We start from the raw sequence: 24,482 nt of genomic DNA, 5'->3' as shown, positions 1-24,482 counted from the left end.
TCACGAACGTCAATCCGGTGGTGGAAAACTTTGCCAGCGCAGGCAAACGCGACACAATGCGCCCCATGCAGCCCGTCGTCGTTCAGCATCCTCTGGCGCAGTGCCATCTCACGGCCATTCGCGCGGTCAGCACGCCCTCGCACGACTTCCGGCGGCATCTGAACCATCTGGCGCGCATGCTCTTCCTCGAAGCCACGCGGGAACTGCCAGTGCAGGAGATCAGCGTGCAGACGCCGCTCACGCAGACCCACGGCGTGCAGCTCGCACGGCCGCTCGTCTGCGTGCCCATCCTGCGCGCCGGCCTCGGCCTGCTCGATGGCATCCTGCCGCTCGTGCCGGAGGCCATCGTCGCGCATGTCGGCATCAAGCGGAACGAGGAGACCGCCCTGCCGCAGCCCTACTATGCCAATCTGCCCGCCAACCTCGGCGCGGCGGACGTGTTCCTGCTCGATCCCATGCTCGCCACCGGCGGCAGCGCGTGCGAGGCCGCGCGCCAGCTCAAGGAAGCAGGGGCGCTGCGCATCATCATGATCTGCGTCGTGAGCTGTCCGGAGGGACTCGCCGCCATGGCGCGCGCCCATCCCGACGTGTCCATTATCACCGCCGCCATCGACGATGGTCTCAACGAGCATTGCTACATCGTCCCCGGTCTCGGTGACGCGGGAGACCGGTACTTCGGGACGTGAGTTGAAATGGAGGAACTGGACCAGCCATAAAACGCGAATAGGCACGAATGTTCCGCGAATGGCCGCGAATCTGAACCTGATGCGCTGCATTCGTGAACATTCGCGGTGATTCGCGGCCATTCGCGTTGAAATTCAAGCAGGCTCCGTTTTTCATGTCTTCCATTCTGGATCAGCACGATTTGTCCCTGTCACAGCGTTTTCTTTTTCCCCATGCCCATCACCCTTCCCCCACTGACCCGCCGCGACTTTCTGCAACGCGGCACGGCCGCCGCGTTTGGCGCGCTGGCCACGCAACTGCCTGCCCTCGAGATTCCTGAGCAGGTCTGGGTGCTGTTTTCAGACACGCACGTCGCCGCCGATGAAGCACTCAACGTGCGCGGCGTCTGCATGGCGGAAAACCTGCGCCGCTGCGCCAATCAGGTGCTCAAAATTGGCCAGAAACCCTTCGGCCTCATCGTCAATGGCGACTGCGCCTACCTGGAAGGCATCAGCGAGGACTACGTCACCTTCCTGCGCTGCATGCAGCCGCTGCGTGAGCAGTCGATCCAGGTGCATTGCACCCTCGGCAACCACGACCACCGCACCAACTTCCTCAATGCCGTCATCGGCCCGCCGCCGCCGAACGCCGAACGCCCGATGAATGTGCCGGACAAGCACGTCGTCACCGTCACCAGCGCCCAGGTGAACTGGATTTTGCTCGATTCGCTCGACCTCGTGAATAAAACCCCCGGCATGCTCGGTGAGGCCCAGCTCGTGTGGATCGAGCGCGAGCTGCGCAACTCACCCGACAAACCCACCTTCATCGTCGCCCATCACAATCCCATCCAGGCCAGCATGGACGAGAAGAAAAAAGGCCTGTGCCTGCAGGACAGCGACACCTTGTTCGATTTGCTCGCCTCCTACTCCAAGGTGCAAGGCTTCATCTACGGCCACACGCACACCTGGTTGAAGTCCAAGCACGAGAAGACCGGCCTCCCGCTCATCAACCTGCCCCCCATCGCCTACACCTTCGATCCCAAGCGTCCCAACGGCTGGGTCATCGTGCGCATCAACTCCGACCGCGCCGAATTCGAGCTCCGCGCCCTCAATCCCGCGCATGAGGAGCACGGGCAGAAGCAGGTGATCAAGTTCGTGTAGCGAGCTGGTCAGTGTGCGGTTGCTGCAGTTTGTTGAACCGTGATCACAAAATTCTCTTCGCCATCATCTATGTGAATTTGGCCATCCTTGATCTCGATTTCAGGTTGGTGGGGCACATTCTCCTGAAATTCAGAACTCTTTTCGTAGATCGTGATGCTCGATCCAACTGCATTCGTGAGCTGAACCTTCCACTTTGACCGTTCCATGATGCTGAAACCATGAGATTCGGTGAAAGTAATTCCGACAACTTTCTGAATGCCCAGCGTGCCTTCAAAAAAGGTACGAATCTCGGAATAGTGATGCTGAGTTTTTCCCAATACCAAGATCAGAGGCAGTCCGGCGGCCAGCATTCCAAGCAGCAGCCACGACAATGCAGATCGGAACCTCATCGATTTGGTTAATCGCTTGTTTTTTGAGATGCGTGGATCGTCGGACATGAGTGTCCGATGTACTTTCACTCATCCACACCGGCGGCGTCCAGGGTGCGCATCATGGCGTCCATGAACTCCTGGGCGGCATCGATCGGGAGGATGATCGTGTCGCGGCGGCCGCGCACGTCCTCGGTGATCTTGATGAATTTGCCGCGGTCGTTCTCCTTGAGATCGAGGAAGAAAATCTTCCGGTCGGTGACGATCTTTTCGGAATGCAACGGCGGATTGGGTGGTGGACGCCGTTCGTCTTCGAATTCTGTGTTCCTCATGCCGGTTAACCTCCACTAACTGCCTGACGATTCCTGTGCTGTTGTTTCGGGGTGAATTTCGAGGCCGATTCTAGGAGCCGGCCCTGCGTTGTCAATGCTTCTCACGAGCCATCACCTTTCGCGCCGCCTGCAAAGCCCCGAGCGTCCAGATGACCGGATAAAGCTGCTCATGATACCAAAGGCGGGCGAAGTAGAGGCCGATGGGCGCGGGGGGGAAGTGGGTGCCGTGACGCGTGGCGGTGAGGAGCCAGGCCAGCGGAGGGCGGAGGGCGGAGGGCGGAGAGTCAGAAAGACTGAGCGCATGCAGAGCGATGGCGGTTTCCTCGATGCTGGGAGGCGCTGAGGCATCGCCACCGAAGGAGCCATCGGCCTTTTGAGCGGAGTGGAGGTAACCGAGGCCGGATTGGATCAAATCGCCGGCCTGAGCGGCGAGTTGGGCATTTTCTCCGAGGTAGTGGACGACCTGGGCGGTGCCATAGACGGGATTGGATTCGTCATGCGTGTGCTCGTTGCCGAACCAGAGCGGCAGCCAGGCATTTTCAGCGGTGCGCACGCGTTGGAGATAACGCAATGCGCGTTGTGTGGCCTGAACGGTGCGGGTTTGAAGCGCCGGCGGAAGTTCATCATGCCACGTCCACCAGGCGAGCAAGGCATGAGCGGTGATTTCCGGTGTGCTGCGGTCAAACGGCAGCGCGCCCCAGCCACGGCAGAAGGTGGGGATGCCGCCATCGCGATTTTGCAGGTCGAGAAGCCAGGTGATGCCGTGTTGAATGGCCAAGTCGCCGGTGTGGCCGATTTTTTTGAGCGCGATGAGGGCGCTGGAGGTGTCGTCGGCATCAGGCACGCCGCCGGGAAGGTCGGTCCAGGCCCAGCCGCCGGGCGGGGCGTTGGTGAAGGGATGCGTTTCGCGGTATTGCTGGGACAAGAGCCACTGGGAGGCGGAACTGCGGACAGGAGTGTCCGCGCTCCCTTCTTGAGCACGAATCGACAGCGTGGTGCCCCAGGTGGCGAGATTGGTGTCGATGGGCCAGCTTCCATCGTCGCGCATGGAGCGAGTGAGAAATTCGACGGCAAGCGGCAAGCAGGGATGATCAAGCTGCCCGGCACCGGCGAGCGCCATGGTGACGAAGCTCGTGAGCGGTGTGGCCTCCAAATAACCGCCGCTGCCGGGCTGCAACGTTTGCAGCATGGGGCGAATGCGCGGCCAGGTGAGCGCACGAATCCAGCGCAGCGGATTCCACCATGCGGGTGGAGCATGATGAAAACGCGCATGGCCAATGGCGATCAAGGCTGGCAATGCATAGCTGACGACCGGCAGACCAATCGCGCCAAACCAGGTGCGCGGCAGCGCGGCAAGTTCGAAGGGCAGCGCGATGACATGACGCCAGCCGTTCTTCCCCAAGGTGCCGCACAAGGTGCAGAGCATGAGGATCGGCACGGAGAAGGTCTTGTCCTTCCCGTAGCGGGCGATGACGGCTTTGGCGATGTCTTGTGGTTCGAGCGAACCAACGCGGGCGATGATCCATGCGTCGGACGCGGTGCTGCGTGTCCCGACCAGATGCAGCGCGCTCCAGCAGAGCAGCGTGGTGGAGAGATTGCTTTTGCTGAGCGTGGTGTCGCCCCAGCCACCGTCGGCGTTTTGATGATCGCGAAGCCATTGCGCGCCGCTGGCAATGTGAGCGGCGTGTTTGTCGCGATCCACGAGCGAGAGCGCGACGATGGCGGTCGCCGTGGAGAGTGCGCTGCTGGAAAGATGTCCCTCCCAGTGGCCGCGTGCGTGACGCAGCGACTCGAGATGCGCGTGCGTATTGGCGATGGCGCTGTCGAGGGCGTCCATCATGGCACCAGATCTCAGGCTTCGAGTTTCAGCTCAGGGCGCGCCTCAATGGCCTTGGTGATGGAATCCCAACCGCCGGGGCGCTGCTGCTGAAACATGTGGAGATACAACGCGACCTGCTTGGCAGGATACGCGGCGAGCAAGGCGGTCACCGAGGCCTCGGCCTTGTCGTCAGCGATCACTTCGGGCAGTTCGGTGACCTCGCCTTTGCCGTCATGCGCGATCGCGGCGGCATCGAGGAAGGTGATGAGCATCTGCGCCTGGCCTTTGAGCAGCCAGATCTGGAAGATTTGCGTGGTGACTTCCTCGTTCGACTTCGTGTTGAGCTGCTCCAGCAGCCACTCGGCCTGTTTGGCGCGGGATTTTTCCAGAATGAAGGAGGGGCGCAGACGCCTGGCCGACGCGAGCGAGTCGATGACGGCCTTGTACGCGGCACGCTGCTCGGTCTGCAGGTAGGTCATGATCTGCATGCGCAGCTCGGCGCCGATGGCTTGAAGAAGTTGGTTGGGTCGCATCTGGTTTTTTGGAAACGGGGGGCGCTCTGCTACCATCGCGGCACTGGAGTCGCAACCGTTTTGGCTCTGGAGGCTCAAAGCATGCGGATCGTGAGCGGGAAGCGATACACCTTCCCCTCGGCGGCGCTCACGATGCCGATGATGGTGAGCACGATCATGGCAATGGCAATCACCGGCAGCAGCACGACACCAACGAGCACAAAACACAGCAGGAAGGCAACAAAAGCGTAGATGAAGTAGCTGATCTGGAAGTTCAGCAGCTCACGGCCTTGCAGATCGAGGTACTGGCTTTGATCTTTTTTGATGAGCCAGATGATGAGCGGGCCGATGAGCGGAAAACCGACGAGACAGAGCACGTGCATGACGATGCCGAGCGTCTTTTCATCCTGAGTGACGGCGGACGAAGGCAGGGCGGGAGGTGGAGTGGGAGATTCCATGGCGGGGAGAGCGTAGTGCGAAGAACGGAGAGTCCAAATAAAAAACGCGGAGCCAGTTTCCCGGCTCCGCGTTGGAAAACGAACTTGGAAGCTCGTTTTAAGTTTGGCTAAACTTCCGGCAGCTTGAACTCCTCGACATAGTTCTCCGTGGCGAGCTTGTTGGCTTCCTCGGCGAACTCGCCGGTGAACTTCTCGGTGACGGGGTCGAAGTCGAGCCAAGGGCCGGCGTTGATCTTGTCCACGTTGAGGTCGATCTTATTGTCCACGAGGTTCTGCACGAAGTGCTCGAAGGTTTCCAGACCGGCCTTGTCGTTCTTGATGCGCTCCCTGACCTCATCGACGCCCACAGCCTTGCCGAGGCGGTAAGAGATGTTTGCCAGATGGGCGAGCGAGGCAGCGTGGAAGCCGTGGGAGACATGGAGGTTGGAATTGATGAGCTTCCCTTCGCGCACGGACTTGATGAAGTTGAGCATGTGATCCGGGCCGTCATTGAAGTTGTCGAACTTCATGACGGTGTTCCCCTCGTTGTCGTAGGCCTTGGCCTCGATGACGTAGCCGCCCTCGCAATGGATGACGTTGCCGACACGCGCGGCGGCGGTCTTGCCATTGACCCGGTAAACCGGCTCCAGTCTCCAGTCCATGTCCTTCAAGGGTAGGCCACGGTTGTCGAAGATGAACGGCGCGGGCTGATAATCGTAAAAGGCGAGCTGGTTGTTGGCGGTCTCGCCATCGTCTTCGTAGCCCCAGCGTCCGCCAAAGCTCATCACGCGCTTGGGCAGCAATTCCGGGTTGCCCAGCGCCCAGCGGCCCACATCGGTCTGATGCGGACCTTGGTTGCCGATGTCGCCGTTGCCGAAGGCCCACTGCCAGTGCCAGTCATAATGGAACTGGGTGCGGCTCACGGGGCCGATGCCGCGCGGACCGGCCCACAGCTTGTAGTCCACATCCACGTCCTGTGGTGCTCCCTTGGGATCCGTCTTGACGTTGCGCAGATCGTGGAACGTGCCCTTGATCACCCCGTCTTTGGCCTCGACGGGCGCGGCCACCTTGCCGGTGGAAATGCGCGACTTGTAATTGAGGCCGCGAGAGAGCGTGACCTTGCCGATATGGCCTTCCTTGACCCAGTCCATGGCCTGCTGCCAGCCGGGGCTGGAGCGGCGCTGCATGCCGTGCTGAACGACGAGGCCCTTCTTCGCGACCTTCTCGGCGGCGTTCAAGAGCTGACGGCCTTCCCAGATGTTGTGGCAGACGGGCTTTTCCACATAGACGTGCTTGCCTGCGGCCATGGCGGTCATGGCGATGAGCGTGTGCGTGTGGTTCGGCGTGGCGATGGTGACGGCGTCCACCTCGGGGTCGAGCACGAGCTTCCGGTAATCGGTGTAAGCCGTGACGGTGTTGTTCTTCTTCGCTTGATTGGCGACGCCTTTCGCGAGCACGTTGGAATCCACGTCACAGAGAGCGACGATGCGCACGCCGGGGATTTCTTCCAGGCTCTTGATGTGGCCGGCGCCACGACCGTTGAAGCCGATGACCGCGACACGGACGTCACCATTGGCCCCCAGCGGTGCGGAGAAGGATCTGAGTGCGGTGAGGCCGGCTGCTCCGGCGACAGTGCCGCGAATGAAGGTGCGGCGGGTGGTTTGGGTTGGGTTTGTTTGCATGGGATGGAGATGGTTGGATCAATCTGAACCGCACTCTGACGAGCACAGCCACGGATTTTACGAGCCTAGCCAAAACGCGAGGAGAAAGGCAACCTTTCCTTTCATCCTGCGGCAGTTTGTGATTTGTGGCGGGCGCGATGTCCGGCGGCTCACGGCTGCGGTTTTGGCGCGGGAAGCACCGGAGCGTCAGGCTCGAAGTCGAGCACGTCCTGATGCGTGCGCAGGGCTTTGCGGGCCTTGTCGAAGAACGAACCGAGATCCTCGGCGTTCATCTGCTGCTTGTCGTCGATGTAGGCGTGCAGCTTCTGGATCTGCGCGTCGGCATCGAGATTCACCGAGCCCATGACCTTCTGCGCCTGCGCGTAAGTGCCGGAGAACTTGCCCTGCGCCTGCTCGAAGGCCTCTTTGGCACCTTCCTGCCGCAGAAACTCTTTCTCGGCTTCACGGAAGTCTTTGCTGAAGAGACGTTTGAAAAATCCACCCTTGGGTTTTTCGATCTGCTTCGAGGCTTGGGCTTCAAAATAAGCCGCGAGTTCTTGGAACTCCTGCATGGGCTTCTGATACTGCTTCTTCAAATAGCCGAGACCGGTGGTGATGATGGTGAGCTTCTCCACTTCCGCCTTCGAGAGCGTCTGCCCGGCCTTCACCTTGTCCTCCAGCAGGTCGATGTATTGCAGTGTGGTTTTGTTGCCCTCGAAGATGTTTTCAAACTCCTTCGCGGCGGTGGCCAGACGCTGGCGCTCGCCTTTGCGCAGGGCGTCGATCTTCTTTTCATTCTCGTCATTGAGCGCGGTGATCATTTTCTGATGCTGGTCGGCCTGGGCGCTGAGCGTGCGCTGGAATTCGCCCTCCTTCGCCTTCAAGTCGTCAGCGTGTTCGGTCTTGAGGCGCTCCAGATCGGAACGCAGGGCAGTGAGATCCGAGTGTGATTGAAACAGAAACCAGCCCAGCACGCCGGAGGCGAGGAAGCTGAGCACGAGCAGCGCGGTGAGGTTTTTAATGGCAGTCATGGCGAAGGAAGAGTTTGTGAGACGTGGGCGGAGTGCAAGGGCATTCAATGCGTCGGTTTTGTGCCGCTTCACATGGCCCATGCACTCCTTCGCTCTGTTCATCAAGCCGGAATCCTGCTAGGGCTGGTGGAAATTCAGCGTCTTGTCATCTCCGATGAGTTCTCCCCCTCGCCCCACCGCCGTCCGCCATCAAATCCTCGCCACGGCGACCATGGTGGCCTTCCTGATGTATCTGGACCGCATCTGTCTGGCGAACATCCTCAGCTCGGACTCATTCCAAAAAAACATCCACCTCGACCAGGGCCAGATCGACGGCATCAAAGGTGCGTTCTTCTGGGCCTACGCGCTGTTTCAGGTGCCCGCCGGCTGGTTGAGCGACCGCTTTGGGGCGCGCATGTTGATCACGATCTACATCGCAGCATGGTCGTTCTTCACGGCGGCGACCAGCTTCGCAACGGGATTTGGAACCTTGTTCGCCGCACGCATGCTGTGCGGACTCGCGGAAGCGGGTTATTACCCCGCCAGCAGCGGGCTGATGACACGCTGGGCTCACATCGAGTCTCGCGGTTTCGCCAGCAGCGTGATCTCCTGGGGCGGGCGTGTCGGCGGCGCGGTGGCTCCTGGATTGACCGCGTTTGTGATCCTGCAAGCCGGTGACTGGCGCTGGGCTGGCTGGCTCTACGGGCTCGTCGGCATCGTTGTGGCAGTGTGTTACTGGAGAGTCTTTCGCGATCATCCTCGCCTGCACCCGCAGTGCAATGACGCGGAGATCGCCCTCATGGCCGAGGGCCGGGGCGACTTCCAGCCCATCAAAGACCCGCCAAGGCGTTTTCCCCTGCTTGCCGCATGCCGCAGCAAAAACCTGTGGCTGGCAAACGGTGTGCAGTTCTTCACCAACATTGGCTGGGCCTTCCTGATCCTGTCGCTGCCGGATTATCTCAAGAAAGTGAAGCATCTCGATGATGGCATGACCGGCCTCATCACCACCGGAGCGTTGACCATCGGCATTCTGGCGCTGCCGATTGGCGGATTGATGACCGACTACATTTCGAAGCACCACGGCAGGCGGCTCGGGCGCATGTTGCCAATGTCGGTGACAAAGTTCGGCGCGGCGGCGCTGTATCTGCTCGCTCTCCAGATGGACTCGGCCTGGGGCATGGCCATCGCATTCGGAGCAGTCACCTTTTTCGCCGATCTCGGCCTGCCGGCGATGTGGACCTTCATGCAGGACATCAGCGGGAAGTGTCAGGCGCAACTCTTCGGCTGGGGGAACATGTGGGGAAATTTCGGCGCGGCCATCATGCCCATGCTTTTCTCCGCCGTGCTGAAGGCCTTCGACGTGAACCACGACTTCCACGAGGGCGTGTGGCTCTGCGCGGGAGCCTTTGTACTCGCCGGGGTCTTTGCCCTGTTCGTGAACGCAGAAAAACCCGTGATGCAGGAGAGCGTGTAAACGCCTCTCGCCACATCACGGGCTTGAGAAAATAAACTGCCGGGGCTTACCAGCCTTCGCCGCCGCCGCCGTCGCCACCACGGCTGCCACGGTCAAAGCCGCCGCCACCGCGTTTGCCACCGCCGCCGCCACCGCCGTAGCCGCCGCGACCACCACCGCCGCCGCCGCCACCGTAGCCGCCACGGCCGCCGCCGCCGCCGCCACCACCGCCGTAGCCGCCGCGTCCACCGCCGCCGCCGCCACCACCTGCCGGGCGTTCTTCACGCGGGCGGGCTTCATTGATGGCCAGCTTGCGGCCCAGGAATTCCTGGCCGTTTTGCGCATTGATCGCGGCATTCATGGCTTCTGCGGAGTCCATGGTCACGAAGGCAAACCCACGCGGACGACCGCTTTCACGGTCCATCGGGAGGAAGACTTCGGTGACACCACCATACTGGGAGAACAGCTCACGAATGTCTTGTTCTTGAGCGGCGAAGGGCAGATTGCCCACATACATCTTGGTATTCATATCGTTGTTGAGTGCAGTCGTCTGCCTCGTGCCAGTTTCAGCCCCGAACTTCGGTATGATGAACACCAATGGATTCAAAATCACCTGATGAACGACTGAGCCTGACCCTTAACAGGTGACTTGCGGCGTTTTATCGCCGGAAAAACGCCAAAGGCAAACGAATCTTTTTTACGGTTTCACCCGGACCCGCCGCCGCCTGTAGCGCCACGGCGGTCCCCATCTCCAACCGCCTCCTGTCTGTGCCTTTGCTGATCACCAGGTCTGCCATCGTCTTCACTGCACTTTGCAGCCGTTCCTCCTCGGAATAAATCACCGCCAGCACCTCCATCGTGAGGCCCCTGGCATCAAATTCATCCAACTGCACCCGGAGCTTACTGCTTCAGCTTGCCTTCCACATAGGTCAAGATGCGGCCCACCTTGTCGGCGTCCTGGGCTTCTTTGGCTTCCTCAAACGCCTTTTTTGCCTGGATCATCTGCCGCATCAAGGGCAGTGAAATGATCTCCTGCCCGGCCACCTGCACCGCCTCGTAACGCTGGCGCAATGACTCAAGATCCGCGCTGCCGGTCTCGAACTTCGAAAAGTCCACGACATCATCCTCAGTCTCCAGTTCCTTGAAGCGGGAATCCTCGATCAGCTTGTCCAGCGCCGCGTCCGCCGCGGCGAGATCACCGCTTTTGATCAGCGCTTCGATCTCGGCACCACGCGTCTTCATCGCCTCCGTCGGGGGCACGCCGAGCGCTTCCACCGCTGCGCGGAGCTTGCCGGCCTTCTCCATCACTGGAGATTCCGCATTGCTTTTCGCCGCCATCTTTGGCGGGCCGAGCTTTTGGGCCTTGCCGAGCTGTTCCGGCGTCAAAACATAGCGCACACCGATCAACGTGCGCAGTTGCAATTGTTTCACGGCGGCTTCGGCTTCGAGCAGCTTCGTGAGCTGGGCGCTCGCGGCCTCGGCGGTCGTGGTGGTGTCTTTGAGCAGGTGATTCAGCGCCTTTTGCTGCTCTTTCACCGCTTGCTCCAGCGGTTCGGCCTGCTGGCGGGCTTCATTGAGCTGGGCGTTGAACTTGGACTGCTGATCGTCCGTCAGTGCGAGTTCTTCGCGCACCGAAGCGATCAAATCAGGATGCAGCAGGCCGCTTTTCAGCCAGTCTTCGACGTTGGCGGCGGGCAGACTCACGGTGACGAGCAGTAGAAGGAAACAGACAATGATTTTCATGGGATGTGCAGGTTGAGGTGGGTTGGAAGGAGGAAGTCCGAAGGCGCTTCAAACGTGGTGAACGAAGGCTCCAGGCTCGCGAACAGCTCTCCAGGCGGCGTGTCGAGCAGCGGCGGCAGTTCGCTCAGTTTGGCGTCATGCTTCGGCGCATCGGCCAGAAACAACGCCAGCGTGATGATGCATGCTGCTGCCAGTGACACAGGAAGCCAGCGTGCCGGGGTGCGCGGACGCTTCATCGGGCGATTCAACAGCTCAGGACGCCACGCAGGAGCGTTTTCATGATCGCCCTGGCGCTGCTGCGCAAAATGCGCGCGTAAATCTTGTTCGTCATTCATGGTCGGAAGCGGGTTGCAGCAGCGTGCGCAGGCGCGCCTTGCCGCGTTCGTAATGCTGACGCGCCGAGCCGAGGCCCACCCGCATCACCTGAGCCGCCTCGTTGATGGTGAGATCCTGATAAAACACGAGATGCAGCACCTCCGCCTGCCGTGCGGGCAGTTGTTGCAAACAGCGCCGCAGTTCTGCGGTACGTTCGTCCATCTCCATCTTTCGTGACGGCGATGGACGCGGGTCGTGCGCCTCGACGGTGATTTGAGCCAACAATTTGCCCAGCAGGGATTCGCGATAGCGCTGCCGTCGGAACTCCTCGTGCGCGGTGAAGCGGATCACGCCAAACCACCAGGTCTTGAAGCTGGAGCGGCCGTCGTGCCGCGCGCGTTCCTGCGCGAGCTTGAGGTAGGCGTTTTGCAGCACGTCCTCCGCCCGTGCATGATCGCCCGCACAGCAATGCATCGCCCAGCCAAAGGCGTCGGGATGCAGGGCTTCGAGCTGGTCGGCGGTGGCGCGTTCCATTCATTTCCCGCTGAGTGACGCGGGACGTGAGCATGTATGACACGCATGGCAAAAATACCATCGCCAACGGCGTGATCTCGATGTGATCATGCCCGTGCCGCTGGTGAAGCTTCACTGAAGCCTGCCGCCACTCGCTCCGCGCTGAGGATCAGCCGGCGTATCTTCTAGCCCCCGAATCAGTCTTGCCCTGCCGGAACGTTCCCTGCTAGTCTGCCGGACTATTTTCCACGTTTTCGTATGAGCACCGCATCTTCCGGCTCCAAACCCACCACCGGCTGGCAACCGCCATCGCTGGAGGAAATGCAGGCCATGCTGCCGCAGTATCAGTTCGAGTGCCTGCTCGGTCGCGGCGGCATGGGCGCGGTGTACAAGGCTCTGCAGGTCTCTCTGGACCGTCTGGTGGCCATCAAAGTGCTGCCGGGCGATTTGATCGACGACACCGATGCGAACTTTGCCGAGCGCTTCAAAAACGAGGCGCGTACGATGGCCAAGATGAACCATCCGAGCATCGTGAATGTGTACGACTTCGGCGAGACACGGACCGGCCTGCTCTACATCGTGATGGAGTTCATCGACGGCACGGATGTGTCCAAGATGATCCTTTCTCAAGGCAAGCTGCCGGAGGACTATGCGCTCTCGATCACCGCGCACGTCTGCGACGCGCTGGCCTACGCGCACAAAAACGGCGTCATCCACCGTGACATCAAACCGGCCAACATCCTCATCAACATGGACGGCGCGGTCAAAGTGGCCGACTTCGGACTCGCCAAAGCGAACGATGCAGGCCAGAGCGGCCTGACGAAGACGAACATGGCCATGGGCACCCCGGATTTCGTCGCGCCGGAGGCACTCATCCCCGGCATTCCGCTTGATGGCCGTGCTGACTTGTATGCCATCGGCGTGATGCTGTACCAAATGCTCGCTGGCGAGATTCCGCGTGGCCTCTGGACGCTGCCCGGCCAGCGACTCGGCACCGATCCGCGCTTCGACGCCATCATCACGAAGGCGATGCAGACGGACCGCGATTACCGCTATCAAACAGCCGCCGATCTCCGCCGAGATCTCGACACCATTTTGGTGACACCGCGTGCCGCGCTCATCGCCCAGCAACAGGCCGCCGCCGAGGCCGCCGCACGCGCCACGCAATCACAAAAGCAATCTCCCACCGGCAAAGATGCCAGAACCGCGCAGAAAAAATCCATGCTCGGCCCCGTGCTCGGCATCGTCGCCAGCGTGATCCTCGTCGCGGGCCTTTACGTCATTCTCACGGGTGACGACGGGAAGAAGCCGGTGCCGAAGAATGACAGCACCGCTTCCACCTCGCCCCTGCCGAAAGACTCCAGCACGCCCAAACCAGTCGAAAACACGCCACCTCCCTCCTCCACGCCTCCCGCTCCGGAAATCGCCACCACACCAGCTCCCACGCCGACTCCAGCGCCTGCGGAGCCAATGCCCGCCACCGTCGCCAGCACCACGCCTGCGATGGCAGCCGCGACTCTGGCACCTGCGCTCGCGCGTCCTGCCCCGCAGCCGGTCAAAACCACCCCCGGCTGGACAAACCTCCTCGCCACTGCCGATGGAGCACGGGACGCCATCGCGGCCCCTTGGCGGTTGGAGAATGGCGTGCTGCACAGCCCGCTAGCCGCGCCCGCGCATGAAACCTTCACCTTCCTGCAGACCGAGCCCCTGCTGAATTACGAACTGCGTCTGCGCGTGAGCCGCGACCAGCCCGGCAGCTCGATGATTCTGCCGTTTGTGCGCGGCACGGAGGCTCAGACCGTGTTCATGGATGGCGGCGCGGGCTTCACCCTCGCCGGTTTGACCTCCACGGCGGATCAAATGGCTAAAACCTGGTTCCCACCCGACGGTAGCAGCCATGAGCTGTTCATCGAAGTGCGTGAGAACCGCGTCCGCATAAGCCACGATGGCGTGTTGCAGATCGATCATACCGGTCCCCTGACACCCGGCCAGACCGACCAGGCCTACTTCAAACCCGACAAGATCAAAGGTCCCATCCTCGGCATCGGCGTCTGTTCGGGTGAAATCATCGTCACCCAAGCCGAAATACGCGTGATCGATGTCGTTGCGGAGCGCAAGGCCGCGCTCTTCGCCGCGCATCCGCGCATCGCTCAAATCGAGTCCGGCTTCAAAACCCGCCACGAAACCGACGCCCAGCAGCCGTGGCTCGCCGCTGTCGCCAAACTGAATCAAAGCTACGTCGCCAACGGCATCGGCAAAGCTCGTGCCGCCGCGCAGACCAAAGGCAGCCTCTACGAAGTCACCCTCCTGGATGCTGAGAAAGCTGCCATCGACAAAGGTGAAGGCGTTCCTGCCGAGGACGCCACTGACACGCCCGCATCCCTCAAAGCCCTGCGCTCCACCTACCGTGCCGCCCATGCCAAAATCACCGCCGAGCGCGATGCCAAGGCCGCCCCGCTCTACGATCTCTACCTCAAGGCGCTCGACGCCCACACTGCCGACCTCACCCAAGGCAACAAGATCGACGAAGCGACCCAAGTGAAGGCCTTCCGTGATGAAATAGCCACGCAAAGGCCTGCAATCGCCGCCACCACTCCGGCCACCGGCACGCAGGCGAAGACCTCCATCACACCTGCTCCGAAAGCACCTCCTGGCGGCGGCAGTTCCTGGCGCACCGCCGCCGACTACCTCGTCAACAACGGCGGTTTTTTCACCGCCTTCAAAAACGGCGTCACTGTGCCCGTCACCAAGCCTGCGGAAATCCCCGCCGGCCGCTTCGACATCATCGAACTCACCTTCGAGCGCCTCAACTCCGTCCTCCCTCCCGCCAAGGATGCCGATTTTGCCGCTTTCAACGGCCTGCGTGATCTGCGCCGCGTCCACTTCCGCCCGATGCACAACGGATTGAGCGACGCCGCCTTCGCCTTCCTCGCCAACAACAGCGAGCTGACCAACCTGAATTTCGAGGGTGCCAATGCGCTCACTGACGAAGTGCTCACCCACATCGCCGGCCTCAAAAAGCTCGACTACCTCGCCATCCAGTACGCGGATAGTTTCACCGGCAAGGGCCTCGACAAAATCGCCGGCGCCTCCTCGATCACCAATCTCGAATTTCTCGCATCCGGCATCACCGATGAAGGAATGAAGGCCATCAGCACCTTCAAAAAGCTCCAGGCCGTCCGCCTCACCTCCCCCAAGATCACCGCCGCAGGCTTCGCCGCCCTCACCCATCTTAAAACCCTCGTCACCCTTACTCTCAATGGCTCTACCTTTGATGACGAAGCCGCCAGCGTCATCGTCACGATGCCCAATCTCACCAATCTCGATCTGAGCAGCACCAAGATCACTGATGCGGGTCTCGTGAAGCTCAAATCACTCAAAAAACTCACCTCTCTCAGTCTCGCAGGCACCACCGTCACTCTCGAAGCCGCCGCCGAGTTTCAGAAAACCATGCCCCAGTGCCGCGTGAACCGCTAAACCCGCATCAAGCCGGGAACAACTCCCGCACCGCCTTCTCGCGATGCGCAAAGATGCGCTCCAACTGCGGCTTCACCAGCCATAGATGTGCCAGATCACCCAGCGGGCCGAACGGCAGAACGTAAGTCACGCGGTCCACCATTTCCGTGCGTTCGCCGTCCAGATCGTGAAATTCATGCTCATGATGCCACACCGCATACGGACCGATGCGCTGTTCATCAATGAACCGCTCCATTTCCACCACCTGCGTGATTTCCGTCAGCCACGTCACCGGAATGCCAAACAGCGGCCGTAGCCGATGCGTGATCATCAGCCCTTCACGCAGACGTTCCGGCAAATCCGGCGTCAGGATTTCAAAATCCATCCCCGGCGGCGTGATTCGCGCCAGATTCCGCGGGTTCGAGAAAAACTCCCACACGCGCGACCAAGGAACTGGAATGATCTGTTTCGTCAGCAGAGTATGAACAGGCATGGCCTTGATTACGCTTCGTTGCTGATTTCAGATCATGACGGCCGAGGCACGTTTGTTGCTTTTGCACTCAACACCCCCATGACGCTGATACGTTACCTTCAAAATCTCTCCACCGGCCGAACCATCCTCTGGTGCTACTTCATCTGGTGGGCCTTGAGTGTGATCAACCATTTCGACGCCACACCGCGCATCTGGCTGACGTCGGTCGGTCTCAGCGGCATCATCGGTGCGGCGCTGATCATCAGCACGCAGCCTTCCAACGGAGCACGGGTGAAAATGGACCCGTGGGTGATGTTCCGGCTGTTCCTGATGCCATTCTGTGTCTCCAGCTTTGCCGCGCTGGTGAAGGACGCCGGCTATGTGCTGGTATTCCCTCCGTCAGTGCGTGAAAACGCCGTCGGCGCGGGATTGATCGCTCTTTTTCTGCTGCTGGTTTGGTTGGTGAAGAGACCTCACGCCGCCAACGGCATGCCGTAGGGCAGCGTGTCTGGAAGCGGGGCAAACTCGCGGATTTTCGTCCAGAGTGACGAGTAGTCCTTGTTCACGTCGCCGGAGAGGCAGTCGGTGATTTCGTCGCCGGCCTCGGGATACTTCATCACGACCTCTTTGAACGAGAAACTCGGGTCATAGAAGGCATAGACGAGCTTGCGCATGTTATCGATGCCCTGGCGCATGAGCCGGGCATATTCACCGAAACGCTGTGGGGCGAGATCATTCGCCACCAGGGCCTCATGCACGGCGTCACCGGCCAGAACACCGCTTTTCAGCGCCAGCATGACGCCGCTGCTGAACACCGGATCGAGGAAGGCATACGCATCGCCGACCAGCAGCAGGCCCGGAGACGCGCCATACTTGGAATGCCGCGAGTACTCACTGGTGATCCAGTATTCACCGGTGCTGGCACCAGCAGAGAGATGCTCCTTGATCCACTGGTTCTCGCCGATCTCGCGTTCGAACATCGTTTTCGGATCGCGCACGCCATCACGGCTCAAATACTTGCCTTCGGCCACCACGCCGACGCTCACCATGTCATCGTGCATCGGGATGTGCCAGAACCAGCCTTTGTCCGGCACGAAGGCGATCGTCGTGGCACCTTCATCGATGCCGGATTCGCGCTTGGAGCCTTTGTAGTAAGTCCACACGGCCACCTTATTGAGATAAGGATCACCCACGCGCCAGCCCTCGCGCACGGAGGCGAAAGCTTCCTTGCCGGAGGCGTCAATGACGAGCTTGGCGAGCAGATGCTCCACGCTGCCATCCTTGTTCTTCACCTCGACACCGATGACCTTGCCGCTGTCATCTTTGAGAAGCTGCGTCACGGTTGTTTCCTCGCGCACCTCCGCACCCTTGCTCCGCGCATGATCCATGAGCATCTGGTCAAACTCCGAACGCATCACCTGCCACGTCTGCGCGATAGTCTCGCGGTCATAGCGGTTGAAGAAGTAAAACGGCTGCGAGCGGCGTCCGTCCGGCTGCACAAAGCTGACGCTGTACTTTTTCGTGAAGTGCGATTTCTTCATCGTCGGGATCAATCCCAGCCGCTCCAGCGGCCCAAACGTGAACGGGATCAACGATTCGCCGATGTGATAGCGTGGAAACTTCTCGCGCTCGATGACGAGCACCTTGTGGCCGTACTCCGCAAGTATCGCCGCCGTGCTAGTACCGGCGGGTCCGCCGCCGATGATGAGAACGTCATGGTTATTGTTCATGGTGGGTAGGATTACGCGGTTGAATGGCAAAAAGTCACTTCGGATCGCCGACACCGCCACCATGCACGTCCATGCCCATGATGGCAAAGATGCGGTCGCGGGCGGTGAGGTAGCCGGGGGAGTCGAGATCACGCGGGCGCGGCAGGTTCACCACGACTTCTTCGCTGATGGTGGCGGGCCGTTTGCTCATGACGACAACGCGGTCGGCGAGTTGCACGGCTTCCTCGATGTCATGAGTGACGAAGACGATGGTCTTCTTCTCTGCCTGCCAGATGCGAATGAGATCGGCGCGCATCTTCAGGCGCGTGATGAAATCGAGCGCGCCAAAGGGCTCGTCCATGTATAGCACCTCGGCGTTTGCTGCGAGGGCGCGTGCGATCTCCACGCGCTGCCGCATGCCGCCGGAAAGTTCGCGCGGATACGATTTCTCGAAGCCTGTGAGGCCAACCATGCCGATGTAATGCGCCACACGTTCCGCACGCTCTGCTGCTGGACTCGACATGAGGCCGAAACCGATGTTTTCCTCGACGGTAAGCCACGGAAAGACACCGTTTTCCTGGAAGACGAAGATGCGGCGCGGATCAGGCCCGTTCACCAGCGCACCGGCCACCTTCACCTCGCCCTGCGTTTCTTTGAAGAAGCCGCCGATGATGTTCAGCAGCGTGGATTTGCCGCAGCCGGACGGACCGACGACGCAGACGAACTCGCCGGCATGCACATCCAAGTTCACACGCTCCAACACATGGACCTGCTCCCCGGCTTTCTTGCCCGGGAAGGACTTCCAGCAGTCGCGCACTTCAATCATGGTCTTAGCGTTGTCCATAGCCCCATTTCACTTCGTCGAATTTTTCAAGCTGCCGGATGAGCAGATCGAGCACCAGCCCGATCAGTCCGATCATCACCATGCCAGCGACCACGAGGTCGTAGCGCTTGCCCGCGTTGCGTGCGTCGATGATGAGGTAACCAAGCCCGCTGTTCACGGCGATCATTTCCGCCGCCACGACAACGAGCCACGCGATTCCGAGCGCGATGCGGATACCGGTGATGATCTGCGGCAGTGCGGCGGGCAGAATGACGCGGCGGAAGAGCTGCGGCCCCTTCACGCCAAAGTTCTGCGCGGCACGGAGATACACGAGTTGCATGTTCTGCACCGCTGCCATCGAAGACACGGTGATAGGGAACACGCTGGCGAGGAAGATGAGAAAAACCGGCGCGGTGTCATCAATGCCGAACCATAGAATCGCCACGGGGATCCAGGCAATGGGCGAAATCGGGCGCAGGATCTGAATCATCGGATTCAGCGCCTGAAACGCCGGTCGGAACCAGCCCAGCACGAGGCCGAGCGGCACACCAACAAGCACAGCCAGCAGGAAGCCCCAGCTCACGCGGAAGAGCGAAGCGACGATGTATTTGAGCAGCAGGCCTTTTTCGATCAACTCACGGATGCCACGCATGACTTCCATGGGTGTGGGGAACAGATCGCTACCGGAAAGACGCACGAGGGAATGCCAGACGATCAGGAAGATCGTCGCGGTGATGAGGGGCAGGAGGACGGAGAAAAAACGACTCATGGGGTGACAGCGGCTATTTCCTCGGCGGCACCTCGCCACCCTTCAGGCCTTCATAGGCGGACGCTTTCATCTCCGAGGCTTCCGGCACAAAAGAGGCGTCCGTGTAGTCTTCAAAGCGAACATCGCCGCCGATGATGCCAGCCTCACGCGCCAGATCCTCGATCTCTTCAAAGTCCGGTTTTCGCAGCGCGAGATTCGTGTAGGTCACGCGGTCAGGCGGCTTGCTCAAAACGAACTCCAGCAGGCGAGGGTGCTGGTTGTAGTAGTTCTTCGCCACAAACTTTGCCGCGTCCATGCGGTTGTCCATGCTTTGGTCGATCCACTTGCCACTGCTGGCGATGCCATCGACGAGCCGCTGCACCGTAGCCCGATCTGTTTTGATGAAGTCCTCATGCACGGCGAGCACGCAGGAGATGAAGTTCGGCCACACATCCTTCGTCAGCCAGAGCACGCGGCCATAGCCATCGATCTCTGTCTGGCCCATGAAGGGCTCGCCGCTGGAGATCGCATCCACCGCTTTCGAGTAAAGTGCCGCAGGCATGTCGGGTGGCGGCATTTCCACAAGCTCGATGTCCTTGATCGTCATGCCCGCGTTGCGCAGGGCACGGAAGACGAGCAGGCGCTGGTTCGAGTAACGGTTCGGCACCGCAATGCGTTTGCCGCGCAGATCTTCCATGCGGTAGATTTGTGAGTCTTTGTGAACCATGACGGCACTGCCATCGCGATGGCCGAGATAGACGATCTTGATCGGCACACCCTGCTCGCGCAGCGCCATCGCCATCGGTGCCAGGATGAAAGTGGCGGGCGTGTAGCCGGAGAGAAACGCCTCCTTCAATTCAGGCCATCCACTGAAACGCACCGGCTCGAAGCTGCTCTGTCCCTCGACCTGCTGGTTGATGAAATCCGTCACCGGACAGGTCAGGTGGCAGGTCACCGGCAGGAAGCCGATGCGAAACTTCTCATCCGCTGCGGTCGTGCCCACGGCTTTGGGCGCGAACCATTTCAAGTTCAGCGATCCATGCATGGCGGTGATCAAGGCCAGCCAGAGCGCGCCGCAGAGGAAGGTGGTGCCAATGAGTTTCATTCTCATGATTAACGACGAAGTCGCTCCATGTCGAAAATACCCGTTCAGCATCGCTTTGATGCCGGCTCGCGATCAAACACCCGGCAAAACAAAAACTTCCTCTTTCGGGCCATGTTTGATACAAACCCGCCATGAACACGCTCCATTCTTCCCTGTCCCGTCGTGAAATGATCACCCGCGGCGCACAAACCATCGCCGCAGGCTTCCTCGGTTCCGCCTATGCCGCTGAAACCAAGGCCGCCACCTCCGAAACGCTCGTCCAGCAGCTCTACGGCAGCATGGACGAAGCCCAGCGCAAGGCTCTCTGCTTCGGCTGGAGCCATCCGCGCCGCCTCATGGTCGATAACAACTGGCACATCACCCCGCAGAAGATTCGCGAGGTGCTCAAGCCCGACCAGCAGGAGCTGGTGCGCGAGATTTTCGACAAACTCCACAGCGACGAGTACAAATCCGAGGTCTGGCGTCAGTTTGACCAGGACAACAAGGGAGACGGCGGCTTCGGCAGCGCCTCCATCGCCCTGTTTGGCGAGCCCGGCACCAGCCAGTTCGAGTTCGTCCTCACCGGCCGCCATTGCACCCGCCGTTGCGATGGTGACAGCGAAAAAGGCGCGGCCTTCGGCGGTCCGATCTTCTACGGCCATGCGGCTCAGGGTTTCAACGAAAAGCCCGACCATCCCGGCAACGCCTACTGGTACCAAGCGAAGCGTGCGAACGAGGTTTTCCAAGCGCTCGACGGCAAACAACGCGAAACAGCCCTCCTCGCCGAATCCCGCGATGAGGACGGCAACGACACCGTCAAGCTCACCGGCAAGACCTCGGGCCTCGAAGGCCTACGCCTCGCCGACATGAGCGCCGACCAGAAAGACCTCGTCAAAAAAGTCATCGCCGACCTGCTGAAGCCCTTCCGCAAATCCGAGGCCGAGGAATCTATGAAATACATCGAAGCCGGCGGTTTCGACAACCTGCACATGGCCTTCTACAAGAACCAGGATGTCGGCAAGGACGGCGTTTGGGACGTCTGGCAGATCGAAGGCCCGAACATGGTCTGGTTCTTCCGCGGCGATCCCCACGTCCACTGCTGGGCACACATCCGCGCCCCGCAGGGGGCGTAATTGCGATTACTTCGCCGCCTTGATCTCACCAAGCAGCTTCAGCGCGACTTAGACGAGTTTTTCGCCCGAGCGGTTGCATCATCCTCCCGGACCGTCATACTCCGGGCCGTCCATGCTGACCTCCCTCGAGATCGAAAACTTCAAGTGCTTCCACCAGCTCAAAATCGAACCGCTGGCGAAGGTGAATTTGTTCGTGGGAACCAGCAATGCAGGCAAAACTGCCGTCCTGGAAGCGGTTTCAATGCTGCCAGGAACGGGTGCACACCCTATAGGAGGGATGAATTGGATGCTGTTTCGCAATGGAGCATCTGATGCACTCGCAAATGATGAGTATGCAAAATGGCTATTTAATGATTCGTGTCTTGAGCATGAGATAATCATTACGGCATCGAGAGATGATCATCCGCGTGAAACGCAGACCGTCATGTCATTGGTAACTGATCCGGCAATAGGCTCGGATTTTTCGTTGAAGTGCAATCCACCCATATTTGTGCGGTTTGTGCCCCGCAAACCGAGCCGCAAAATTGGTGTTGTGACTACAAGCAAGCTGTCCGCCGCAGATCTAGCACGAAGTTTCGATCGTTGGACTCTTCGGTCAGAGAATGATGACAGGTTTGTTGGGTTTCTCCAATCAGTGGATCCACGCTTGAAGTCTTTACGTGCTATGGAGCACACTGGCCAACGTATGCTCTACGCCGACGTTCGTCTGCCGGAGCGAATCGCGCTTCCGCTCCTTGGCGAAGGCTTCAACCGCCTCGTGCAAATCTATGGTGCCATTATTGGCGAGGGAGCCGATATCGTGCTCATCGACGAGATCGAGAATGGCCTGCATTGGAGTGCTTTGCCACAAATCTGGACGGGCATTCGCGAGGCCGTGAATAAGGAAGAAGTGCAGATTTTTGCCACCACACATAGTCTGGAATGCATCTCTGCTGCTGCTGCAGCTTTCAAAGGCGAGCCGAAGAATGATCTAGCCGTCCACCGTCTGGAGCGCACCGATTCCGGTGACATCCGCTGTCTTACCATGAATGAGGATGAACTAGAACGCATGTTAGAGCGTGACTGGGAGGTGCGGTGATGCCTGTCAACATTTCGCGACCCAACCTGCTGCTGTGCGAGGGCAAAGATGAGGTTAGCTTTTTCAACGCTTGGTTTTCCGAACTCAACATCACCGATGTGCAGGTCATCGCCTATGAGGGAAAAACGAAACTCGCGGAGTTCCTCGGCGATCTCGGCAAAGCGAGCGGGTTTGGCCAAGTGCGGCGGATCGGCATCACCCGTGATGCCGATGCAAATGCCGGGTCAGCTTTGGAGAGTGTCCAGCATGCTATGGACAATGCCTCCACGTCCATCCGTGCTCTCGGACCGCAGATTTTCGTGCTGCCTGGCGATGACAAGCAAGGGGCTTTGGAATCCCTCTGGCTGGCCTCTCTGGAAAATGAACCTTTCGCGCCATGCGTTGAGGAATTCCTTGGCTGCATCGAAGCCAAGGGCTGGAAGCCTTCCGACACCTTTGCTAAGAACGACAAAGCCCGAGCCCAGCTCTGGATCGCGACCAAAGACGTTCCAAACGAGCGATTCGGAATCGCTGCGTGGCATGGGCGGAAAGACACGGACAAGCCGTGGATGCAAGAAAAGTGGGTGGACTTCAATCACTCATGCTTTGCCCCGTTGAAGGCGTTTCTGCTGCGCACCTTCAGTCCTTTGACTTGATCTCACCCAGAAGCTTCAGCGCCACTTCGACGAGCTTCTCGCCACTGCCCGCCTCGGCGCGTGAGCTGACGACTTCGTAGTTGCCCTGCGGGTAGGCTTCGCGGTTCGGCACATAGCCGACGCTGCCGTTCGCCAGCTCGGCGATGAGCGTGTGCTTGAACGGCGAAGCTTTTTTGATCGCGAGGCCGAGTTCGACGAAAATTTCGCCGGGCAACGCGACGATCGCCAGTTCGTCACTGAACGCGATCACCTGCACCTCGCCTAGCAGCGGCACGTTTTTCTTATCGAGGGTCTCCAAAATGCAGACGGTCTCCGCCATCGGCACCGTGCCGAAGTTCTTCGTGAACATGTTGGCGGCCATGTCCTTGGCCTTCTCGATCTGTGCCTCGGTGAACTTCTTCCGCGTCAGCGTGACCTGCTCGGAGCGGATGCGCGGCTTGAACGTCGTGACCGTCTTCAGACTCGGCCACGCCGCATCGGCGGCATCGGCGAGCGCCGTGCCAAGCTCCTGCGTGCTGCGGCGTTTGCCGGTGATGTAGTCAGTGTGGTTGATGTTGCCGCAGCAGCCGTTGGCGAAGACGGAGATCATGCTTGTGCCCTGACGCTCGCTGACGAGTCTGGTAAACACGCCGGGATAATCCGCCGAGATCTTCACGCCGCCGCCGACCGAAGTCGGATGCATGGCGAAATTGAGGAAACTCGCGACGGGCTTGCCGCCGGACTGAAACACCAGCACGCCCACATCAGGATCGACCGGCCCCGCAGGCTTGTCGAGCGCCGTGAGCGACTTCGGCTGCCAGATGGCCTCCTTCACACCTTCACGCAGCACGCGGCGGTTGAAGCTGATGCCTTCAGCCTTGCCGATGGCGGCGGAAGCGGTGGCGGGAACCAGCCTGGACTTCGCCTGCTTCACCGATTGCGCGATGAGACCCGGCAGCGCGCTGATGTAGGACACACCGGGCGGCGAATTCACCTTTGTGATGTCATCCATGAGCGATCCACGCGGCTGCTGCGGTCCGGTGTGCGTGTGCGTGCCGGAAATCATGACATGATCACCCTCGATGCCGCACTGCTCCTGAATCGCCTTCCGCGCCGCCTCCACCACGGGCCGCACTGTGCCGGAGAGATCGAGCACCACGATCACGGCATGCGTGCCGTCTTGTTCGACGACGATGGTCTTCGCATAGAGCGGATCGAGCACTCCTGCGGAACCGCGAAACTTGTAGTAGCCGCCGAGCGGCGTGCCGTCCTTCGGTGTGATGTCCACCTTCGCAGCGCCGACACGGAAATCACCGGCTTGAACATGAATCGTGACAAGGAGAAGGCAGAACAGCAGTCGAGTGGTCATGGGACCAATA

General features: G+C 60.2%; 26 protein-coding genes. 8 read left to right on the top strand and 18 right to left on the bottom strand.

The genetic code is table 11. The features are described from left to right. Positions 1-65: 65 nt before the first annotated feature. Positions 66-686 carry a uracil phosphoribosyltransferase gene (upp, locus tag U1A53_RS07885; protein WP_322280105.1) on the top strand — a complete coding sequence of 207 codons (621 nt, stop codon included), beginning with the start codon at positions 66-68 and terminating at the stop codon, positions 684-686. Positions 687-896: 210 nt separating this feature from the next. Then, positions 897-1,823: a metallophosphoesterase gene (locus U1A53_RS07880; RefSeq protein WP_322280104.1), complete on the top strand. Its 927-nt coding sequence runs from the start codon at positions 897-899 to the stop codon at positions 1,821-1,823. A gap of 8 nt (positions 1,824-1,831) precedes the next feature. Here the strand turns inward: U1A53_RS07880 and U1A53_RS07875 are convergent, their stop codons facing one another. The 7 genes from U1A53_RS07875 to U1A53_RS07845 form a co-directional block, all read right to left on the bottom strand. Then, positions 1,832-2,260, bottom strand: a complete 429-nt coding sequence (locus U1A53_RS07875) for a hypothetical protein (protein ID WP_322280103.1) — start codon at positions 2,258-2,260, stop codon at positions 1,832-1,834. 17 nt (positions 2,261-2,277) lie between these two features. Then, positions 2,278-2,523, bottom strand: a complete 246-nt coding sequence (locus tag U1A53_RS07870; RefSeq protein ID WP_322280102.1) for a DNA-binding protein — start codon at positions 2,521-2,523, stop codon at positions 2,278-2,280. 91 nt (positions 2,524-2,614) lie between these two features. Beyond that, positions 2,615-4,363, bottom strand: a complete 1,749-nt coding sequence (locus U1A53_RS07865) for a prenyltransferase/squalene oxidase repeat-containing protein (RefSeq protein WP_322280101.1) — start codon at positions 4,361-4,363, stop codon at positions 2,615-2,617. Between the two features lie 11 nt (positions 4,364-4,374). Beyond that, entirely contained in the window at positions 4,375-4,875 is a 501-nt protein-coding gene (locus tag U1A53_RS07860; RefSeq protein WP_322280100.1) for a hypothetical protein, read from the bottom strand. Between the two features lie 74 nt (positions 4,876-4,949). Further along, complete coding sequence (locus U1A53_RS07855; RefSeq protein ID WP_322280099.1) at positions 4,950-5,312, bottom strand: DUF4870 domain-containing protein; 363 nt, start codon at positions 5,310-5,312, stop codon at positions 4,950-4,952. A 107-nt stretch (positions 5,313-5,419) separates the two neighbouring features. Next, a complete protein-coding gene (locus U1A53_RS07850) occupies positions 5,420-6,973 on the bottom strand; it encodes a Gfo/Idh/MocA family oxidoreductase (protein ID WP_322280098.1) in 1,554 nt (517 codons plus the stop codon). Positions 6,974-7,122: 149 nt separating this feature from the next. Next, the gene (locus U1A53_RS07845; RefSeq protein ID WP_322280097.1) at positions 7,123-7,983 is read right to left on the bottom strand and encodes a hypothetical protein; all 861 of its coding nucleotides are present in this window, start codon (positions 7,981-7,983) and stop codon (positions 7,123-7,125) included. Positions 7,984-8,137: 154 nt separating this feature from the next. Between U1A53_RS07845 and U1A53_RS07840 the strand changes: the two genes are divergently transcribed. After that, positions 8,138-9,436 carry an MFS transporter gene (locus tag U1A53_RS07840; protein ID WP_322280096.1) on the top strand — a complete coding sequence of 433 codons (1,299 nt, stop codon included), beginning with the start codon at positions 8,138-8,140 and terminating at the stop codon, positions 9,434-9,436. A 46-nt stretch (positions 9,437-9,482) separates the two neighbouring features. Here U1A53_RS07840 and U1A53_RS07835 read toward each other — a convergent pair whose 3' ends face one another. The 5 genes from U1A53_RS07835 to U1A53_RS07815 all read right to left on the bottom strand — a co-directional run bounded on the left by U1A53_RS07835 (position 9,483) and on the right by U1A53_RS07815 (position 12,007). Continuing rightward, complete coding sequence (locus U1A53_RS07835) at positions 9,483-9,944, bottom strand: RNA-binding protein (RefSeq protein WP_322280095.1); 462 nt, start codon at positions 9,942-9,944, stop codon at positions 9,483-9,485. A gap of 130 nt (positions 9,945-10,074) precedes the next feature. Then, positions 10,075-10,308, bottom strand: coding sequence for a hypothetical protein (locus U1A53_RS07830; RefSeq protein ID WP_322280094.1), 234 nt, complete (start codon positions 10,306-10,308; stop codon positions 10,075-10,077). 7 nt (positions 10,309-10,315) lie between these two features. After that, a complete protein-coding gene (locus U1A53_RS07825) occupies positions 10,316-11,158 on the bottom strand; it encodes a periplasmic heavy metal sensor (RefSeq protein ID WP_322280093.1) in 843 nt (280 codons plus the stop codon). Continuing rightward, positions 11,155-11,493 (bottom strand): hypothetical protein, encoded by a 339-nt coding sequence (locus tag U1A53_RS07820; protein ID WP_322280092.1) that lies wholly within the window; start codon positions 11,491-11,493, stop codon positions 11,155-11,157. Before U1A53_RS07820 ends, U1A53_RS07825 begins: the two co-directional genes overlap by 4 nt. Continuing rightward, entirely contained in the window at positions 11,486-12,007 is a 522-nt protein-coding gene (locus U1A53_RS07815) for an RNA polymerase sigma factor (RefSeq protein ID WP_322280091.1), read from the bottom strand. The genes U1A53_RS07820 and U1A53_RS07815 overlap by 8 nt, the downstream gene beginning before the upstream one ends. A 237-nt stretch (positions 12,008-12,244) precedes the next feature. Here U1A53_RS07815 and U1A53_RS07810 point away from each other — a divergent pair, with 237 nt between their 5' ends. Further along, positions 12,245-15,463, top strand: a complete 3,219-nt coding sequence (locus U1A53_RS07810; protein WP_322280090.1) for a protein kinase — start codon at positions 12,245-12,247, stop codon at positions 15,461-15,463. Positions 15,464-15,470: 7 nt separating this feature from the next. On the opposite strand, the gene U1A53_RS07805 is transcribed toward U1A53_RS07810, so the two are convergent. Next, positions 15,471-15,935 (bottom strand): SRPBCC family protein, encoded by a 465-nt coding sequence (locus tag U1A53_RS07805; RefSeq protein WP_322280089.1) that lies wholly within the window; start codon positions 15,933-15,935, stop codon positions 15,471-15,473. A gap of 78 nt (positions 15,936-16,013) precedes the next feature. On the opposite strand from U1A53_RS07805, the gene U1A53_RS07800 reads away from it, so the two are divergent. Continuing rightward, positions 16,014-16,412, top strand: coding sequence for a hypothetical protein (locus U1A53_RS07800; RefSeq protein ID WP_322280088.1), 399 nt, complete (start codon positions 16,014-16,016; stop codon positions 16,410-16,412). On the opposite strand, the gene U1A53_RS07795 is transcribed toward U1A53_RS07800, so the two are convergent. The 4 genes from U1A53_RS07795 to U1A53_RS07780 are packed head-to-tail and all read right to left on the bottom strand — an operon-like array spanning position 16,388 to position 20,299. Further along, complete coding sequence (locus tag U1A53_RS07795) at positions 16,388-17,644, bottom strand: NAD(P)/FAD-dependent oxidoreductase (protein ID WP_322280087.1); 1,257 nt, start codon at positions 17,642-17,644, stop codon at positions 16,388-16,390. The two genes, U1A53_RS07800 and U1A53_RS07795, sit on opposite strands and share 25 nt — an antisense overlap. 34 nt (positions 17,645-17,678) lie before the next feature. Then, complete coding sequence (locus tag U1A53_RS07790; protein WP_322280086.1) at positions 17,679-18,449, bottom strand: ABC transporter ATP-binding protein; 771 nt, start codon at positions 18,447-18,449, stop codon at positions 17,679-17,681. Positions 18,450-18,453: 4 nt separating this feature from the next. Next, the gene (locus tag U1A53_RS07785) at positions 18,454-19,215 is read right to left on the bottom strand and encodes an ABC transporter permease (protein WP_322280085.1); all 762 of its coding nucleotides are present in this window, start codon (positions 19,213-19,215) and stop codon (positions 18,454-18,456) included. A 13-nt stretch (positions 19,216-19,228) separates the two neighbouring features. Continuing rightward, positions 19,229-20,299 (bottom strand): ABC transporter substrate-binding protein, encoded by a 1,071-nt coding sequence (locus U1A53_RS07780; protein WP_322280084.1) that lies wholly within the window; start codon positions 20,297-20,299, stop codon positions 19,229-19,231. A gap of 131 nt (positions 20,300-20,430) precedes the next feature. On the opposite strand from U1A53_RS07780, the gene U1A53_RS07775 reads away from it, so the two are divergent. From U1A53_RS07775 to U1A53_RS07765, 3 genes are all read left to right on the top strand, one after another. Then, the gene (locus U1A53_RS07775; RefSeq protein ID WP_322280083.1) at positions 20,431-21,411 is read left to right on the top strand and encodes a DUF3500 domain-containing protein; all 981 of its coding nucleotides are present in this window, start codon (positions 20,431-20,433) and stop codon (positions 21,409-21,411) included. 112 nt (positions 21,412-21,523) lie between these two features. Beyond that, complete coding sequence (locus U1A53_RS07770) at positions 21,524-22,489, top strand: AAA family ATPase (protein ID WP_322280082.1); 966 nt, start codon at positions 21,524-21,526, stop codon at positions 22,487-22,489. Then, positions 22,489-23,124, top strand: a complete 636-nt coding sequence (locus U1A53_RS07765) for a DUF3226 domain-containing protein (RefSeq protein ID WP_322280081.1) — start codon at positions 22,489-22,491, stop codon at positions 23,122-23,124. Before U1A53_RS07770 ends, U1A53_RS07765 begins: the two co-directional genes overlap by 1 nt. On the opposite strand, the gene U1A53_RS07760 is transcribed toward U1A53_RS07765, so the two are convergent. Then, positions 23,108-24,472 (bottom strand): neutral/alkaline non-lysosomal ceramidase N-terminal domain-containing protein, encoded by a 1,365-nt coding sequence (locus tag U1A53_RS07760; RefSeq protein ID WP_322280080.1) that lies wholly within the window; start codon positions 24,470-24,472, stop codon positions 23,108-23,110. The genes U1A53_RS07765 and U1A53_RS07760 overlap by 17 nt on opposite strands. Positions 24,473-24,482: the final 10 nt, after the last annotated feature.

It is taken from the genome of Prosthecobacter sp. (assembly GCF_034366625.1).
Taxonomy (GTDB): domain Bacteria; phylum Verrucomicrobiota; class Verrucomicrobiia; order Verrucomicrobiales; family Verrucomicrobiaceae; genus Prosthecobacter.
The sequence above is the reverse complement of the archived record's forward strand: the minus strand, read 5'-3'. Positions and strand labels throughout refer to the sequence as shown.

What these genes read in the sequence shown, in the direction of transcription:
- U1A53_RS07775 (WP_322280083.1), top strand. Translation starts at nt 20,431, where the DNA reads ATGAACACGCTCCATTCTTCCCTGTCCCGTCGTGAAATGATCACCCGC.
- U1A53_RS07870 (WP_322280102.1), bottom strand. Translation starts at nt 2,523, where the DNA reads ATGAGGAACACAGAATTCGAAGACGAACGGCGTCCACCACCCAATCCG.
- U1A53_RS07805 (WP_322280089.1), bottom strand. Translation starts at nt 15,935, where the DNA reads ATGCCTGTTCATACTCTGCTGACGAAACAGATCATTCCAGTTCCTTGG.
- U1A53_RS07880 (WP_322280104.1), top strand. Translation starts at nt 897, where the DNA reads ATGCCCATCACCCTTCCCCCACTGACCCGCCGCGACTTTCTGCAACGC.
- U1A53_RS07850 (WP_322280098.1), bottom strand. Translation starts at nt 6,973, where the DNA reads ATGCAAACAAACCCAACCCAAACCACCCGCCGCACCTTCATTCGCGGC.
- U1A53_RS07865 (WP_322280101.1), bottom strand. Translation starts at nt 4,363, where the DNA reads ATGATGGACGCCCTCGACAGCGCCATCGCCAATACGCACGCGCATCTC.
- U1A53_RS07795 (WP_322280087.1), bottom strand. Translation starts at nt 17,644, where the DNA reads ATGAACAATAACCATGACGTTCTCATCATCGGCGGCGGACCCGCCGGT.
- U1A53_RS07790 (WP_322280086.1), bottom strand. Translation starts at nt 18,449, where the DNA reads ATGATTGAAGTGCGCGACTGCTGGAAGTCCTTCCCGGGCAAGAAAGCC.
- U1A53_RS07860 (WP_322280100.1), bottom strand. Translation starts at nt 4,875, where the DNA reads ATGCGACCCAACCAACTTCTTCAAGCCATCGGCGCCGAGCTGCGCATG.
- U1A53_RS07840 (WP_322280096.1), top strand. Translation starts at nt 8,138, where the DNA reads ATGAGTTCTCCCCCTCGCCCCACCGCCGTCCGCCATCAAATCCTCGCC.
- U1A53_RS07760 (WP_322280080.1), bottom strand. Translation starts at nt 24,472, where the DNA reads ATGACCACTCGACTGCTGTTCTGCCTTCTCCTTGTCACGATTCATGTT.
- U1A53_RS07825 (WP_322280093.1), bottom strand. Translation starts at nt 11,158, where the DNA reads ATGAAAATCATTGTCTGTTTCCTTCTACTGCTCGTCACCGTGAGTCTG.
- U1A53_RS07815 (WP_322280091.1), bottom strand. Translation starts at nt 12,007, where the DNA reads ATGGAACGCGCCACCGCCGACCAGCTCGAAGCCCTGCATCCCGACGCC.
- U1A53_RS07845 (WP_322280097.1), bottom strand. Translation starts at nt 7,983, where the DNA reads ATGACTGCCATTAAAAACCTCACCGCGCTGCTCGTGCTCAGCTTCCTC.
- U1A53_RS07875 (WP_322280103.1), bottom strand. Translation starts at nt 2,260, where the DNA reads ATGTCCGACGATCCACGCATCTCAAAAAACAAGCGATTAACCAAATCG.
- U1A53_RS07770 (WP_322280082.1), top strand. Translation starts at nt 21,524, where the DNA reads ATGCTGACCTCCCTCGAGATCGAAAACTTCAAGTGCTTCCACCAGCTC.
- U1A53_RS07820 (WP_322280092.1), bottom strand. Translation starts at nt 11,493, where the DNA reads ATGAATGACGAACAAGATTTACGCGCGCATTTTGCGCAGCAGCGCCAG.
- U1A53_RS07835 (WP_322280095.1), bottom strand. Translation starts at nt 9,944, where the DNA reads ATGAATACCAAGATGTATGTGGGCAATCTGCCCTTCGCCGCTCAAGAA.
- U1A53_RS07855 (WP_322280099.1), bottom strand. Translation starts at nt 5,312, where the DNA reads ATGGAATCTCCCACTCCACCTCCCGCCCTGCCTTCGTCCGCCGTCACT.
- U1A53_RS07810 (WP_322280090.1), top strand. Translation starts at nt 12,245, where the DNA reads ATGAGCACCGCATCTTCCGGCTCCAAACCCACCACCGGCTGGCAACCG.
- U1A53_RS07765 (WP_322280081.1), top strand. Translation starts at nt 22,489, where the DNA reads ATGCCTGTCAACATTTCGCGACCCAACCTGCTGCTGTGCGAGGGCAAA.
- upp (WP_322280105.1), top strand. Translation starts at nt 66, where the DNA reads ATGCAGCCCGTCGTCGTTCAGCATCCTCTGGCGCAGTGCCATCTCACG.
- U1A53_RS07800 (WP_322280088.1), top strand. Translation starts at nt 16,014, where the DNA reads ATGACGCTGATACGTTACCTTCAAAATCTCTCCACCGGCCGAACCATC.
- U1A53_RS07785 (WP_322280085.1), bottom strand. Translation starts at nt 19,215, where the DNA reads ATGAGTCGTTTTTTCTCCGTCCTCCTGCCCCTCATCACCGCGACGATC.
- U1A53_RS07780 (WP_322280084.1), bottom strand. Translation starts at nt 20,299, where the DNA reads ATGAAACTCATTGGCACCACCTTCCTCTGCGGCGCGCTCTGGCTGGCC.